The 17,602-nt window shown below is 65.6% G+C and carries 1 protein-coding gene (running past one end of the window); it reads right to left on the bottom strand.

The window, feature by feature from the left end:
- A protein-coding gene (gene add / locus NV2_RS14025; protein ID WP_067873181.1) for an adenosine deaminase crosses the window boundary here: on the bottom strand, positions 1-17,602 show its beginning. 37,301 nt of this gene lie to the left of the window's left edge; the window shows 17,602 of its 54,903 coding nt (coding positions 1-17,602); the start codon lies at positions 17,600-17,602; the stop codon falls past the left edge of the window.

Raw genomic sequence — 17,602 nt, 5'->3', positions numbered from 1 at the left:
CCGGGGCGGACAACGCTCCTGTGATTCGGGTGAGCAGTGTGGGCAGCTCCAGGTCCGCCGCGGCCGCGCCGGCGTCCCTCCACTCGGTGAGCCCCAGTATTTCGACGAGATCGCCACCCGCCAGCAGTCTTTCGCCGAGCCGATAGCGCGCCTGTGCGGCCTCCTCCCCGATGTCACCCATCAACTGGATCTGTTGTGCAAGTTCACCTGTCGGGAGGAGATCGAGCTCGACGAAGGTGGCCGGCGGTGCAGAGACACCGAGCCCCAGACCACGTTGCCGATCCACCAGACGGGCGATCGCGTCCAGTACAGGCGGCTCCCCGTCCCGCGTCTGCACTGCCGGGTACTTGCCGACGAATGTCGCCTGGTCTCGCGGGCTCATGGCGCGCCACGACCGGACCAGTTGTGCAGTAGGGCTTTCGGCGGCCATGGCGCTCCGCGGTACCGAAGTCGTGGAGACAGCCGTGGGGATCGTTCCGCGATGTCTCTTCCGGTACTCCGCGACGGCGTTACGCCGCGCGGCATCGTGTACGACTTCCTCGAAAGTCAGCCCTCGAAGTAGTGCCTGCAGCGCGTAGGCGGGATGGGAGAAATCGGCCGGTGCACTGTCGCCGAACGCGAGATTCGCCTCCGCCAGAGCTTCGGCCGGATCGAACACCTCATGGTCACCGAGGATCGGAAGGTCGGAATCCTGCTCGGCTTCTTCGGCAAGATCTCGAATGGCGGAATCCGATACTTGTGCCTTCCAGACCTCGAATATCTTTGCGACAGTGACTTTTCCGTTAGTTCTCGAGATACCGGAGAGCGCCATCCACGTGTCGAGCATGTTGCGGTCGTCGAATCGACCGAACCATCGGTTGAACGCTCGGTACAACGTGTCCTCGGCGCGGTCCGGCTTGGTATCACGGCTATAGCTGACCAGCTGATCGAGCCACTCGTCGAAGCGGGCCTCGCTCGGTAGGTCGCCGTTGCCTCGGAGCATACGGAAATGCGTGTACAGGTACCCGAAGGCTCTCGTCTCGAGGCGGTGCGCCCGACCGGAGTCGGAGGCCGAGGTGTCCCGTAGATGGACCATTTCGTGGCGGATCGAGTCATATACCGGATCTCCTGTCGGCGCCAGGAACGATGCGTCCTTCGCCTGTTCCTGCTGCCGGGCTCGATAGCTGTCGACATTGCGGAGCAGCGAGTCGTTCAGCAGAATCTGACGGTGGGTTCCGTCGTATCGCAGTGTGCCCGCGGTGGCGTATCTCGTCTCGTCCATAGGGATCACGGCGATCGTGTCGACGCCGAGATCGGGCGGGGTGTCGAAGCTGTCGATAACTGCCTTGCGTTCCATCAGCGAGGAACTCACCGAAATCCCGTACTTGTACAGCTCGAGCATTTCGTCGATCTCGTCGACCATCCCGTTCCGCACCGACAACGCCGCCTCGACCGTAATGCCGGGTTCATCCAGTCCCAGCATCTCGATTCCGAAGACGTCGAAGAACTCGTTGGCAATGGCTTGAATCCGGCTGCGCCGCACCTCGTCCGAGTTGGTGTGCTCCTGGCGCTGCCCGTCGCTCCATGGCGAATCGCGGTTCGTCGGATCCGGCGAACTGAAGCCCAGCCTTCGATACCACGGTGTCTTCGGCGCCGCTGGAGTGCTCGTATCCCGAGCGTCGGCGTCGGGCACGCGATCGGGTGGGTACTGCCGCGCCACCAGATCGGCCAATTCGTCGAGTGCGAAACTGGTCGTTCCGTCGGTGGCCTCATAGCGAAACCGTGGTGTCCCGGCGCGAACCGCTGCGCGGGCGGTTTCGTCGAGACCTTCCCAGACCCGGGCGAGTTCGACCATGACACCGTCCGGCCGGATGGTGGGACGCGCCGGGATCGGTGCGGGTACGGTGCCACGGTCGTGCGCGCGTGCATATGCGCGGGCGTTCCGTCCCGCGGCCCGCCGCCAGATTTCGGCCGGCGTACGGCCGGACAACAGGGCCTGCAGCGCATACATCGGGCTGGTGAAATCGGCCGGGGCCTGCAATCCGAATGCGTTGTTGCTTTCGGCCAGCGCTTCTTTCGGGAAGAGGACGGCAAGGTCCCCGACAGTCGGCTCACGAGGCCCGATGAAGTCGTCGGGCAGCGGTTCGCTGGGCCCGCGGGCGACGAAGTGACGTGCGTACCGGGGAAGTTGGTCCAGCCAGATGTCGAATTGTGCATCCAAAGGCAGCGCACCCGCGTCACGCAGCCCGACGAAGTGGTTGTACAAATACCCGAAAACGCGCCGCTCCAGGGCATCCTGATCGTCGGCCTGATGTGCTTTGTGGTCTTGCAGATGACTGAGTTCGTGCCGAACTCGGTCGTAGACCGCGTCCCCGGTCGGACTCAGCGTCCAGTTGCTGCGTCGATCCGCATCGGCGACCGACTCGAGCCTCTCCGAATCACCGAAGTACCGATCGTTGAGCAGAAGTATCGATTCGTGAGGATCCTGCACCTGCAGCAGGGACCCCGCCGCGGCCAGCGCATCGTCGCTCATGCTCACCAGAGCCACGCCGTCGATCGCGAGGCCCGGGTCCTCTACTCGCGCGTCGACGATCGCATTACGGATGGAGAGAGCGGTCTCCACGGATATCGTCTGCTGGTCCAGCCCCAATACCTCGATATTGTGCTCATCGAGAAGTTCGGCAGCGATGGCGCGTTTTATTCCGGGAGGATCCTCGTACCGGGCATCGGACCGTGGAGGCGCGTCGGGCCGTTCGTCGTGATCGCCTGCGTTCGGCGGGCGATCACCCGGGCGTGTGGCAGAGAGGTTAGGGCCCGGTTGGTCACCGGTATCGACCGGGCGAGGAGTGCCTGTCGTGGCGTCCGGCGTGGTCCGCCCCGGCAGTTCGCTGCGCATTCGGAAGCTCAGCTGCACCCTTTTCCCGGGAGCCCCGTCGGGAGACAGTTCGTAACCCATGGATGTCGCGGCATTCATCACGATCGTGCCGCCGCGTCCGTGGGTGCCCTCGGTGCGGTCGGCACCGAGGGCGGTCGGGTCGGAGTCTCCGGCTTCGAGTGCGTCGAAGTCGATGGAGCCGAGCAGCGAATCGAGCGCATCCGGGTCGAAATCGTCCAGGACCGACGTGTTCTCGGCCTCGGCTGCGCCCGTCTCGTCCGATACCGTCCACCCCGGCACGCCGCGCGAGGTGTCCGAAATCTCCACGAGTAGCTCGTCGTCGGTGTCGCTGGTGAACCACGCGCGCACCTGCGCGCCGCCGTCCGGTGCGTACATCTCGATGTTTCCGAACACTTCGGACAGTGCGGTGACGATATCGTCGACCTGGGTGTCGGGCCAGGCATTGTGTCGCAGCAGATCACGGAATGCGCGGCGTACCCGGGACCCTCCTGGGCCGACGTTCTCGCGAGTGAAGTCCAAGCTCACCACCGGGGCGGACGAGGGCCTGGGAGATGCATCCTCGACCGCGGGTGTGGCAATCGTGAAGCGGCGAATCCGACTGCCGTCCCGATGCAGTTCGGTGCCCCAGGACTTGGCCTTGTCGTCCAGTAGTTCGAGGATGCGGCCCATTTCCGTCGGTGTCACGCGACCTGTCGTCTTGTCCGGCTTGTCCCGGGCGGGCGCGCTGCGACTGTGGTCGACCACCTCGATCACAGCCCACTGCTCCTCGCCTTGCCCGTCTCGCCGGGTACGGACGGACACCTCGCCCTCTGCGGTGCGCAGCAATGCCTCGAGCAGTTCGGCGGCCGCTGCGGCCTGAGGTGCCAGCGGTGTGGCATCCAGCAATTCGTGCACAACATCGATCGCTCGGTTGCGTCCCGGGCTCGAGGTCTCGGTAGTTCTGGCGGCGAACGAGGGTGCACCACTGACCTCGGAGCCTGTATGCGCCGACGTGTCCTTCGCTGCCGCGCTCGCGGTGAGACCGGGAGTAAGGCCGCGCAGGCGGACGAGGACTGCGTCGAGTAGTTCGATATCTGCGACGCTGACTCCGGAGGCCTCGGCGCGGCGTTCCTCCTCTGCTTCGCGTCGGCCACGCTCGTTCGCGGTTTCGGTATCCGGTCCGCGAGCGGTCTGCGAGGAAGTCCGCATGGGAGCGTGTTCATCAGGCGACCCTGCGACCGGAATCCCGAGTAGACGACGACCGAGTTGTCGAACGGAAACGGTGATGAACTCTTCGGCTGTGATCCGGTCCTGGTATCCGAGTTGCGACACCATGTACTCGACGGACATCCTGCCGGTGAACACACCACGAAGAACTCCGCGCCGCTGCGGTGTGAGTTCGGCGAGCGCTGCTTCGAGCTGCTGTCGAGAAGCGTCCGTTACTGCTCTCGCCAGCTGGATATCTTGTGCTCGCTGTTCGGCGACGAGCATCGCCAGCAGGCGTCGGGCGGCGGCAACTGCGGGGCGAGTCGCCGGGTGCCGCGGGATCGGCCGGTCGGTGGGCAGACTTCTGAGCGCGCGCCGGTGGGCTGGAGACAGCCGGCGGAAGACTCCGGCGAACTGTGCCGGCGTGCTCTCTGCCAGCACAGTCGAGGGGGCGACAGCGGTATTGCCTGCAGTGAGCGCCCGTGCCAGCACAGTACGGAAGGTCTCGAATCCGCCGGCAGGCTCGTGGACTGTCGGTGAATGCCGGGGCTCGGAGGCCAGGTCGATCCCGGCGCGGCGGGTGATCTCCAGCATCTCCGGCCACAGCGAGGTGCCGAGTTTCTCGGCGACTCCCCGGATGACGGTTTCGACCTCGCTTCTCGGTATCGACAACACCGCACCGATTTCGTGGTTGGTGAGCCCGTCGGCGACCCGTGCGAGTACTGCGATCTCGCGGCTGGACAGTTCGTCATGCGTCGCCCTGGCCGAGCTTGTGCTCGGTAGCGGTGCGGGCACCGTCGACTCGGCCGGTGCAGGTGGCGCTTCCGCAACTCGTAGCAGCGCGTTTTTCGCCGGGCGCGACAGCATTCCGGCCTTCTGCCCGGAATGCAGCTGGTCAGCCGCATCGAGGAAGACCTTTCGACTGGTGGGTGCCAGCTGGTCGAGGTAGCCGCTGAGCGTGCTGATCGTCAGGTCGGTCACGCGTGAATAGCGGGGATCCGATTCGGAGACCCCTGCTGCGCGCAGGAGCGTCAGAATCTCGTTGCGCAGCGGAAGCAGCCACCGCTCCTCCGTGATCGTCCGCGCGATCTCGAGCAACCGGCCGGCGTCGTCACCGTCACGGCCCAGGTCGGCCGAGCGAAAAACCTCATCGGTGATCTCGCCGGCGCGCCGTACAGTGCGTGCGGCCCGGGCACTCCGGCGTCCACCTCCTGGCATGCCCAGCAGCGACAGGACCGCTCGAAAAACAGCCAGCCCGTACTGCTCCTGAAGATCCGCGGCGCGCGCCGGTGACGAGGTGTCCTCCGGCAGTCCCGGCAGGATGCCGGTTCGGATGGCGATAGCGACGAGCTCGGGACGATTGCGCGCGCCGAGCTTGCGCCGCAGACCGGCTAGGTGCGCGTCCACACTGCCGTATGACGTTGCGAGGTCATCCGCGATCTCGGAGTTCGTCTGACCGTCGGCAACGCGTTCGAGGAGATCGAGCTCGGCAGCTGTCGGGTCCGAAACCGGCGTGGCCGCAGCGGATATCGATGGAAGTAGGCCGTTGCGCAGCGCGACGGCCACCATCGCTGCCCGGTTGTGTACTCGTAGCTTACGGCCGATGCGCGCCAGATAGTCGTCCACCACCACGGGAGAAAGGCGTCGCGCCTCGCCGATCTCGTTACTGGTCTCACCGTTGGCGACTCGGGTGAGCACGTCGATTTCGTAGTCGGCCAGATGGAGGGCGGCCGTACCGGAAAGGGTCTCGGGCGCAGCGAGTTCGAGGTGGCCGGCGCGGACGGCGGCGTATACCATCCCGGCGCGGTTGCGGGCGTCGAGTTTCCGGCCGATCCGGGTGATCTGGTCATCGATGGTGGCCGGGGCGATCTCGAGGTCTTGGGCAATGTCGTTGCTGGTGTCGCCGTTCGCCATCCGGGTAAGTAGTTGGAGCTCGTGGCTGGTCGGCTCGGGTCTCTCGGTGGCTCGTGACCGACCGGTCGAGTCGGAAGCCTCGAGAACCCCCGTGCTGAGGGCGAGGTATACCAGCTCGGTCCGGTTGCGCACACCGAACAGATGACGGAGCTGGGTCGCGTACACCCCGGCCGTTCCGGGCGATATCCCCAGCTCTGCGGCTATTTCACTGGTGCTCAGATCAGCAGCGATCAGTTGCAGAACCATGAACTGGCGGTTGGTCAGACCACTGTCGGGTGGCGCCTCCACAACGACCCCGCTGGGATGCTTGCCCTCGGTCTCCAGGTCGTGCCGTCCCGCTTGGAGCAGTCGGTCGAGAGCTCCGCGTTGCACAACGGTCACCTGCTCGGCGCGCTGCGTTGCTGTGATCGCCTCGGCGGCGTGACGACGCTGAGTCGCATTCATCTCGAACCAGCCGCGCACCACATTGCGAGCGATGTCGGTCAGCCATTCGAAGGGAGCTGCATCATCGATGCGCCAACGGTGCTGCTCTGCGATCTGGAATGCGAGGAGGTTGATCCCCTGAGCGACACGCACCAGTGGTCGCAACTCCTGCGGGACAGCCGACGTCGGAATGCCCAGTTCGGCGCGTACTTTCGTGAACAGTTCGCGGCCGTACTGCTCGCGCAGTTCCTCGAAAGCGCCGGAATCGTTGCGCTGGGCGCGTAGCAGCACTGCCGACGCCGCCTGATCCTGCGCCGGCTGCTGACCGGAAGGCATCCTGGTACCGCGGCGGCGCTGATGGCGGTTGCCCTCGTCCCCCAGATCGATGGCTACCGGGTCGGAACCCCGTCCCCGCCGGTTGCGGCGCCACCATGGCGTCGAGCGTTGCTCCGTGGGATCGGAAAGTGCCGGTACGACAACCGTCGGAGGGTCGCTCCGGGAGGCTTTGTCGATCATCCGCCACGGCTGGTCCGGATCTATCCCGGCGGCCCGCAGTCCGTCGCGAACCCGGGTGACAAATTCGTCGTATTCGCCACCTGCGGCACGAGTCGCAGTCAACGCATCGAAGATGATCGTCGACCGAAGGCCACCGAAACTCTGCCGGCCCGTCGGCTCGGCACCGATTGCGACACCGGGCAGGACAGACCGAGTCATCGGCGGGGTCGTGGTGCCGACGGCATCGGGATGGCGCTGCTGATACTCGCGCAGCCACTCGACCACGCGCTCCGCATCCGACAGTCGATCGACATAGACCAGGATCCGGTCGTCACGAGCAAGATTGGACCCGAAGATCTTCGCGCTGTCGACTCCGGGGAATGCTTCCGGTTGGTCGACGATCTCGTCGACGATGGCGCGCATCAGCTCCGGGCCGGTGTCAACCGGCGGGTTCACATAGACGCGATAGCCGATGGAGGCGGAGCGGGCGTGCCTGGCGAAGCGAACTTCTGTGAGCGCCTGGGGAGCTCGGATCAGCGATCGTGCATCCTCGGAGTTGAAGTCGAAGCGCCCCAGTACGGATCGGCCGATCGATCGACCGCCGCGCCTGTTGCTCGCGATATCGGAAAGGGCACGGACATAGCTGGATTGATCGGTGGCGGGGCGAGAGTTCGGCGAGGTGGTGAACTTGTCGTAGACGTCGTCGCGAGTCTCGATGTTGTCCCGATCGGCCCAGATGTGAGAGACGAAACGATCGAGTGAAGCGCGCGATTTCTCCACCGGCGTCGCCCCTGGTTGCCCGTTGTCCACCGAAACTGTGGGCGTGTCCGGGCCTGAGGCACGGCTGGTCTCGGTGCCCCTGATATCGCTCGCCTCTGCGCCGGCATCGGTGGCGAGTGTGGAGGCGTGTGCATCCAGATAAGGATTGTTCTCGGCTACCGATGGCGCGCGCTCGACACGTTCGTACCAGGGGCCGGGCGTCCTGTTCTGCTTCCACGGGGAGGTGGGCGTGGCGGGATCCGGTTCCGACTGTGAGACCTCTCGGACCACATCGGCGGCCTGCTGCCACGGCGTGATTGCCTCCGGCATCGGAGGCTTTCCGGCTACCTCCGGCTGGGTCGAGCTGGGGGCTGAAACGTATGCAGGTTGTCCATCAGCACCCGGCCATACGACAGGGGCGGTGGCCGGGTCGGTGTCTGCACGCGGCACCGGGGGATGGGGCTCATCCAACATCGCAGCGATATTGCGAATCGAGCGTTCGGCCATGCCGAGGTTCTCTTCAGCCTGTGCAAGATGCTGTTCTCGTTCGAACGCCGCAGCGGCCGATGCTGCGGCTGCATTCCGAATCGCGTTGGCTTCCAGCAGATCCGATACGGCACGGAAGTGATCGAGCAGCAGAATCCGGCGAGCCCTGCTCAGTTTCGTCCGATCCGGCTGCTCCGCGAAGGCCAGCAGCTGCTCCAGGTATTCCGACATGTCCCGCAACATGTCGTATCGCGCGGTGGCGGCAGCCAGCTCCTCACCGCGCGTCGGATCGACCTCGTCGGCTTCATCTGCCGCACGCGCCATGTATGCCAACACGGCTTCGGATACATCCTGCAACCGTTCGAGCTCCCCGGTAACCAGGTGTTCGGCGGGTTGGACCGGGATGTCCTCGGGCTCTGCGTGAATGCTGTCCCGGGCCGCTGAGAACGCGGCGAGTGCCGTCTGCAGGCGGGTCTCCGCTTCCGCCTGCCGAGTGCGCAGACCCGTTGCCGTTCCCTGCTGGAGGCCTTCCTCGTATGCAGCGGTCGCGGCTTCGGCGATGTCCGAGGCTTCCGACCAATGGGCCGCCTGGTGCGCGAGCTGTTCCAGCAAGCGCATTCGTTCTTCGGCGACCGGATCGGTCGTCCCGCGACGAACGGCCTGCAATTCTTCGAGCAGGCCGATGACGTGGTCCAACTCCGCATCATCGGCTGAGCCGGCCCTGCGCGCGGCGACCGCGTCGATCGTGGACTGCAGTCGCGCGATGTCGGGATGCTCCGTTGCGACCGCAGCCGAATCGGTACCATGAACGGCTTCCAGCCCGGCTGGTGCGAAATCTGGTCCGGATTCGTCGAATTCGAACCAGATCGTGGGCGATGCATGGGTGTCGTCGACCCCGGATCGGTGCGTCAGCAGATGGAGTTTTTCCAGTTCCTGCTCTCTGAGCGAATCGGCGAGTGCGAGTTGTGGGGGGAGCCCGGTGTCGGAGACCGTGACGCGCAGCTTGCGATCGCCTACGGGGCCCTCTGTGGTCAGCGCGAATTCGGCACCGTGCCAGAGGTGCAGGCACATCGACGCCAGCGCGCTGCCGGAGCGCACGATGGTTCGTGACTGTTCGGGGTTCGCCCAGTTCTGCATCAGGGCGGTCAGCCGTTCCTGCAGAGCGGCGATCTGGGCGTTGTCGGCGCCGGGCTCGGTGCGATGTGTCATCGTCAGTGTCAGCTCGGCCACGGTTCCTGGCGACGACTGCTCCGGTACCTGCATCGGCGCCGTGTGGCGATCGTGCTGGGGACCGTCGCGGGAATCGGCGGGAACCGACCCTGCCTGCCAGGAATGGCGTGGCCCCACATGTAGCACGGTGTCCGGTTGCCAGAAGCCCGCCGAAGCACCGCTGCGTCCGATATCGGCGGAGAAAGTGGTTTCCCGAATCCCTAGCCGCCGTGCACTGCCCACGACTCCCCCGTCGTGGCCTTCGTTGAAGTCCTCCAGCTCGACCGAGGTTGTCGTGTAGCCGGCCTCCCTGAGACGCGCATTGACCGACGGGGCGAAGCATCCGGTCTGTCGCTTCCATGCCTCTTCATCAGTGATGAGGTGCCAGGCTCCGATCAGCACGGCGACCTTCGCTGCGGGAGTATCGCGCATAACTCCGGCGATGCTCTTCGTCATGTGTGCTTCACGAATGTCGCGCAGTGGCGAACCGTGTTGCGACGAGGGATGCAGCACGTCGATGGGGACGATCGTGATTCCTTCGGCGGCCATGGCAACGACCACGTCGGCCCAGCCGTTCCGGTAACCGGGGCCCGCTCGGACATCGGACAAGTCGGCGGTGCGGCCGGCGTTCAATGCGTCGAAGGCGGGATTCGGCGGCGCTTCGATGCAGTAATGGGTCACGCCGGCTGCGCGCAGTGCCGCTGCCTGAGTTGCGAGATAGGCGCGTCCGGACTCGTGCCCATGGTCCTCGCCGATCATCAGGATCTGAGCGCGTCCGGTCAGCTCGTTCCAGTCCACCGGGTGGTGTTGCCGCAGCGCTTCGTCGTACAGCCGGTCCGCGGGGGTGAGTGGTTTACCGATACCGCGCCTGCGCGGTGGTAAGCCGGGGACGGACCGTTCGCGATCGTCGGGGTCGCCGAGGTCGATCGCGGCAACGTTGCTACCCCGATTCGAAGATGTGCCTACTCGAGGCACCATCTCAGGGGGGAGGAGCTGTACTGTCTGCTCCGCAGCTCGGCCGAAGGGCCCGCCGGTACCGCCGCGGCGACGGGGGTCGGTCGCCGCGTGCTGGGCATTCGTAAGTCGCTCGAGCTCTGCGTATACAAGCCCGCGTGGCACAGAGGAATTCGCACCGTTTGCTGGATCGTCGGCCATAGCGGCGCGGTCTTCTGCCGACAGGGCACGCCACGCCGCGGCGAACGTTGCCGCGGTGCCGTTCGCGGCAATACTCGGACGGTATTCGGTGGCCACCGGTGCGAGGCCGGGACTCGCGGCCCGAGTTGCGGCGAGAGCGTTGCGCCGCTCCGCGTCCTGCCAAATCTTCGCGACGGGCACACCGCGCAGCAAAGCCTGCAATGCGTAGACCGGGTGAGTGAAATCCTTCGGTGCGCTTCGTCCGAACGCGTTGTTCGCCTCGGCCAGTGCCTCGGCCGGATCGAAGACCGGCACCGCGCCGAGATCCGACGTCGACGCCGTGTCGGAGCCGAGTATTTCGCCGACGGCCTCGTCGTCGAGTTGTTCGAGCCAGGCCTGATAGAACGGCTCGAGGCTCACCATGCCGTTCCGGGTCGGCAGCCCGGCCTGTTCGGCCCAGGACGCGATCGCCTCTGGGCCGTCGAATTCGCTGACCCACGCATCGAACGCGGCAAACAGGCGGTCTTCGGGTTGTGCGGTCTTTCTGCCGCTGCTGTACTTGTCCAGCTTGTTCAGCCAATTGCGGAACCTGGTCTCGCGGGGGAGTGCGCCTGCTGCGCGTAATCCCATGAAATGCGTGTACAGGAATCCGAATGCCCTTGCTTCCAGGGAGGTCGTGTACTCCCCGGCTCGGGCAGCCGTGTCGATCAGGTGTGACATCTCATGGCTGACGATGTCGTAGCCCCGATTCCCAGTGGGGGACATCACGCGGCTTCTGCCGCCGGATCTGCGGTGGCGTCGGGGTCCCCGCGACGCCTTCCGCATGGCAGTCTCGAATTGCTCCGGATTACCGAAGAATCTCTCGTTGAGAACCATTATCACCGGACGGTTGGTGGTCTGGTCGGCATCCCAGATGAAGGCTCCCTGATCCTCCTGCTCGGTGTCAGTCAAATCCGCCATCATCACGAGGTCGAGACGGATGGACGGATTGTCCTCGAACGCGTCAACGATCGCGTTCCGGACCGACAACGCCGTGTCCACCGAGATGCTCGCCTTGTCCAGGCCGAGGACCTCCACGCCGTAGGTGTCGTACAACTCGGCTGCGATTGCCTGCTTGCCGAGTTGTCGAGAGTCCGTGGCCGGCACCGGATTCGCCACGGCGGGTACGCGGTCCTCGGCGACCCGCGGCTGCGTCAGTGGCGCGAACACCTGCGGCTGCGTGCCGGCGACAACGCGCTGCAGCACCGCCTGCACCACGGTCGGAATCAATCCGGCCGCACCGAGTTTGCGTCCCGCCCGAGCGAGATGAGCGGACGTGGTCTTCTCGGTGATCCCGAGTTGTTCGGCGATCGCGGCGGGGGACAGGCCGACGGTCGCCAGTTCCAAGACCTCGATCTCACGCGGAGTCAGAGTTCCGTGCTCGACCACATTCGACAGTGGACGGCTGCGGTCGGGCATGCCGATATCGAGGTGTCCAAGGGTGAGTGCAGTCGCCATGGTGGCGACGTCACCTCTGGTACCGAGCTTCAGTCCCGCTCTGGCGATGTGGCGGCGCACGGTGCGCGGTGCCATCCCCAGGGTGGCGCCGATCTCGACGTGCGCGAGGCCGTTTGCGATCAGGGTCAGGATCTCGGCTTCGATGTCGGTCGGATTCGGCATCGCCTGCCGGGCGTGCTCGCTGTTCGCTCGCACCTGTTCGCCCAGTTGCGTGAGGGCATCGGCATGGGCGGGGGTGAGTTCCTGGTCCGACTCCCGGTGGACGGCGTCGCCGACGAGCTGTTGCTGTCCGGGCGTGAGCTGATCCCATCCGGTCTGCAACGCGGTTCGTGCCGGTTCGGAGATGCCGTCTTCGGTGACGAGTCGAGCTTCCGGCTGTGTCTGCGTAGCCGACTCGATCGCCCGAGCCAGAGGTGCCAGGGCGGCGGCCCTATCCTGGTCTTGCAGAGCGATGAGGATGTCCCGGAAGACGTTGCCCTCTCGCCTTACGCCGGCATCGGTCGGGAAGTTTCGCCGGTTGCTCTCGGCCGACATGGGCGCAGCCGCGGCGGTGGTGGAGTCCGGGGGCGCCGCGGAGTCGGCAGCATCTCGGTCGGGACGCTGATCGACCTTTCCCGGGAGACCGGCATCGTCCGGAGGCTTCGACATCTCAGCTCTCGGCGATGGCCGTTCGCGCTGATCATCCGATGCGTTCGTCGTTCGGGCGACCGAAGATTCGGAGTCGGTGCCGAGTTCCGGCGGGGCACCCTGCTGTTCGTCCGCCGGCGCGACGCCGGTCCCGGATCGGGAGACACCTTGTGGGCCGGTGTTTTCGGCAGGGGACGTCCTCGCTTCGTAACTATCGTCCCTTGCGGGCGCGAGGTGATGAGCACTGTCGTTTCCCGACGTGCCGGGCGCGGTGTAGTCCGGGAGTGCGGTCCGCGCCGCCGCAGCTGCGGACTGCGCACCGGCCGGCGCATCGACCCGGCCACGGACAGGCGCGGGTGTACTGGGCACTGCTGGATCCGCGGTATCAGCGACGGTCGAAACCGATTTACCGACCGAAGTATTCGAGGAAGCTGCCCCCGTCGCAGCACTATGGCCGGTAGTGGTCTCCGGGGGAGGCTCGGGCGGCTCATGGCCGGGCCGTATCGAAGTCGGTGTCTCGGCTGAGTTGTTGCCGGCAGGAGGTGCGTTGGGCAGTTTCGTCGAGCCCACATCACTGGTGGGGTGAGCTGTTCCGGACGGCTGAAGTTTCGATACGAGACCCTTGACATCGGCCTGAGCCGTGTGAAGATCCTTCAGACTGGTATCGAGCACGTTCTTGGCATCAGCGAGTTTCGCCTGATTGCGCGCGGAGGGGTCTGCGTTGTATTCGGCAGCGGCGGCTTGATGGTCCGCGGCCGCCGATTTGTACTGGCTCTCGGCTGCAATGTATTTGATGAAACTGATCTGTGCCCGAGGGCTGTTGGAGAAGAGTGCGTCGTCCGCGGCGACGTAGTACTGCACGCTCCCCTGATTGCCACTGCGGGCGGCACGGTTCTCCGCCTGAATGTCGACATCGCGGTGTTCGGCCGAACGGCTGGACTTGATGACGTGCAGTCCGCCGCGCTCGTCGATCGTGCGGCCGTGTTCGTCGAGTACCTTGCTGAGTGGAATGTCGACGCCGCGACCGCCTTGCCGGTTGATGACGATAACCGCGCCTTCTTCGCCTGCCCTCTTGAATATTTGGAGCAGCTTCGTCTCGGCTTCGGATCCCTGCTCCAGGAACCATTTCGCGTCGATGGCCTCGTGTTCGATACCCCGCGCGGTGAGCTTTTCCGACACTGCCCGGACTTCGCTGTTGCGGTCACAGATCACTTCGATCGGCCGACCGGTGGCGTGTACCTCGGCGACACCGTCGGCCATCGCCTCGTGCTTCTGCTCCTGGTTCGCGAGGTGGATGTCGTTCTCCGGCTCCGCTCCCTTCAATTGCGACGGTTTGTGCCGGGGTATATCGATGATCCGCCGCTCGGGCTGACCGGCCTCGTCGGTGGTGTTGGGATCCCTGCCGAGGCGCCGCAGGTTGGTATCGGCGTTGTCGGGGGTTGCGGTCAGGCCACTGGCCTCGTCGCACCGCTCCGGGGCGAACAACTCCCGCGCGGTGATGGTTTTGGTTCCGGCAGGGTCGGCGCGGACCTGGATACCGTGCTTGGCTTCGATAGCTTGTGCCAGCCCGCCGTTCCACCGGCTCTCGGTCCCGGTTTCCGGGTCGTACATCACCTTGTGACCGATCGGGTCGATGATGTAGATCTTGTGGGATTTCGGGTTGAGGGCCCTCTTGCCATCGACGATGACGGGGTTCCCGTGCTCATCGTTCAGATACTTCGACCCTAGTTCGGGGTGATGCCAGACGATGTAGTCGTCGTTTTCACGGGACCGCCACCGGGCGGCGGCGGCCATGGAGATCCGATGAGCTTCGGCCTCGCTCGGAGTGTGGCCGAGAATCGTCTCGATCTTGCCGGTCAGCTCGGCGCCGAGGATGCGTTCGACTGCCGCGCGGTCGCTTCCGGTCAGCTTCGTGTGATCTTCACTGGTTCCAGCCGCACGAACGAAATCCGCTTCGCTCAGCGCATTTGCTTCGATCGCCTTGTCGATGAAGTGCTTCGCGTCCTCGACCCGGGCGGTGACTTCCGGGCCGGCCGTCTCGCCCGTCCCCTCGGACAAAACGAACTGGCCTTCGATCGCCTCATCGATCTCATCACCCATCTTGATTCTCCCCGGCGCGCTGTTGCCACGTAGTTCACCGAAGCCGTCGGAGTTCATAGTGCCGAAGAGCACGGTGGGACGGCCCTCGGACGCGGGCGCGTAAGGATGGTCAGGATTCATCAGGCGAAGGTCGAATCCATACTTGCCGAACAGTCTTCGGCTGATATCGAATGCTTCCAGCGCGAGAGTGTCGCGGACGGTCAGCACTCGTACCGGCTCACCGCGAATGGCTTTCAGTGCTGCCGCCGCCTGGAACACCAGCGTCTTGCCTTCCCCCGCCTGCATCTTGCCGATATGCCCGTCGCGCACGGCCTGCACGCCCATCAACTGTTCGACGCGCAGGACCTTTCCCTCTTCCACTTCGATGATTCTCATCACCGCGAGAACGGATTTGCGATCGTCGGCGCCGAACAGCATCAGCCGCAGGTCCGCTTCCGATACCTTGTTCCAGTCCGTGGATGTGTACTCGGAGAGGATGTCCTCGGCTTCGGCCTTGTATGCGAGTGCCAGCGCCTTGTCCGGATCTACTTCGTCACCGGCCGTGCCCCGTCCCGGCGTGTCCTCGTCCGAACTCACCTGTTGCGGCTCGGCCTCGTCCGGGGATTTGGCGGAATCGGAATCGCTCTCGGCCGGTCGGGGGCCGCCTTCCTCATCCGGGCTTGTCTGATCCAACCTCCTACTGGGGGAAGAGGATTCGGTTTCGGCGATGGTGGTTTCAGGATCGCCTTTGGCGGATTCGGGCTCCGCCTTACCCGCGACAGCGGTAGCTTCGCTCTGCTTCCCACTCGTATCGACCGCCGGCGGCTTCTCTTCGGCGGCATGGTTCGGTGCCGATACCCTTGGCGGCCGCTTGCCTGCGGCCGTACCCGCTTCATTCGGTGTAGCGGAGGCTCCTTCTCCGGCCGCGACCTTCCCGCTGTCTTGTTGTCGTGCGGAGGCGGTAGGTGCGGGGCGACCACGTGCACCGGCAGCGGGCTGTTCAGCCGCTGCGCCCGGTTGCGTTGCCACCGTCCCAGGCGCGGGCGCCTCCGCCTCCCCTGTTTTCGCGACGGGGCTTTCCCCGTCGGCTTCTCGGGCCACGGTTTGAATGGAGTCGCGGGCGTGAGTTGTTTCGGTTTCCGTCCGGGCGTTCTCGGTGTTCCTGGCCGATCGCTCAGGTTCGTTCGCAACGGTCCCTTCGGCCGTATCGCGACCCCGCGCAGCTGCGGGGACATCACTGTCGGAGTCCACGGCCCGAGCTGGGCTGGCGCCGGCCTTCGGCGTGCTGCCGGGGTCGGCAACGCTTCGCTCGCCGCTGGATTCGCCCTGCTCGTGCGGTCGGCCCGTGGCGGGGACAGGTTCGGAACCGTCGACACGAGCTGGAGCCTCGGCAGGATCCGCTGCCCGGGCCTCACGCTGCGCGTGCGACTGGTCCTGTTGCGGGGGCCGGATTTCTCCCGTACCACCGGCTGTGGGGGGCTCGGACGTATTCGCCGTGTTGTCGACCGCTGGTTCGGCCTCATTCCGGCTCCTCGAGGCGAGATGGGTGGCAAGGCCGTCCTGGAGCGGGGTCGGCCGGGGTGGCTCCGGCGCTGCCTGCTCACGATCGGGCCGGGCAAGCGCGGCGAAACCGTCCTTTTCGAACGGATCGACCGTGCCGGGACGCAGGCGCCCGAAACCGGATGGCTTCCAGTCCTTACTGTTGACGGCAACCGGTGGCGGTGTGGACCGATCTGCGCCCTCGTTCAGTCCTGCCAATGCCAGCAACTCGTCGAATCCCAGCTTCCTCGGGCCGGTCGGCGTGCCACTCGGATCTGTCTCGGCGGGTCTTGCGATATGGGCGTCGATGCCGTCGGAAAGAGAGCGGGCGGGCGGGCCTTCCGCCCCCGCCACCGGCGCGCCCGCATCGGGATTGAGAGAGACCGGCTCCCGAGTGCCCGCGGCATCGACGTCCCCGCCCGCCGATGCCCCTCGAATCCCCGCCGCCCCATAGGCAGCCGCACCGATGAACCCGCCGGTGATAGCGGGCAGCAACCCTTCTGTCAGTGTGTCGAAGGTGATGTCTTCGTCGTTCGCGAGCAACGCGACCCCGGCACCGGTCAGGCCACCGCCGATGCCACCGCCACCGCCGATTACAGCGGTGCCGGTCACCTGAACCAGAATGCGCACGCCCGGGCGGGTGGTGCGTCCGGCAAGTCTGGTCGTCGCCGGGATCACCAGACGATTGCCGAGCGACCGGCCGACCAGTAGGCCGACCGCGCCGCCCGCGGCCCCCGCGCCGCCGGCGACGGCGGCTTCCTTCCACGCCATCTTGTCGCGGTGGCCTTCGGACAGCTGATGCAGTTGTACTCCGGCGTTGATCCCGCCACCTTGGAGGGCGCCGATCAGCGCCATCTTGCCCGCCAGCCGGATTGCACCGTGTTCGGCGGCGAGCCGCATGCTTTCCCCGGAGAGGTACTGCAGGAATCGTAGCGTCAGCCAGTTCAGTCTGGCTTGGGCTTGCTTTCGGAGGATGTACTGCGCCAGCACGCCACCCCATGCGAAGGTGACGGCGGCATGCAGGAGTGTCCAGGTCAGGATGATCGCGAAGCCGTATACGGTCCACCGTTGCAACTCGAGGCTGTTGGCGCCCGCGTACTGCTGTTCCGCGAGCTTGTCGAGGTCGTCGGCCTGGCTGCGATAGCTGTCCGCCGTTTCCTCGAGCTGCTTCTCGCTTCCGTCAGCGGTCTGCCCGCGGATCGTCGTCCGGTGTCGGGCAGCGGCTGCCGTGCAATCGTCCGCCTTCTTACGAAGCTCGTTCGCGCACGCCGAATAGTGGTCGCCGCAGCGGCGCATCTTGTCTTCGTTGCCGACCGGTATGTGGCCGGCCACGATCTCCACGACTTGCGGTGGGATCCAGGAGGGAAGGTACAGCGGCAT

Origin of the sequence: Nocardia vermiculata NBRC 100427, assembly GCF_001613265.1 — a bacterium.
Lineage (GTDB): Bacteria > Actinomycetota > Actinomycetes > Mycobacteriales > Mycobacteriaceae > Nocardia > Nocardia vermiculata.
This window is presented reverse-complemented; position numbering and strand designations above follow the sequence as displayed.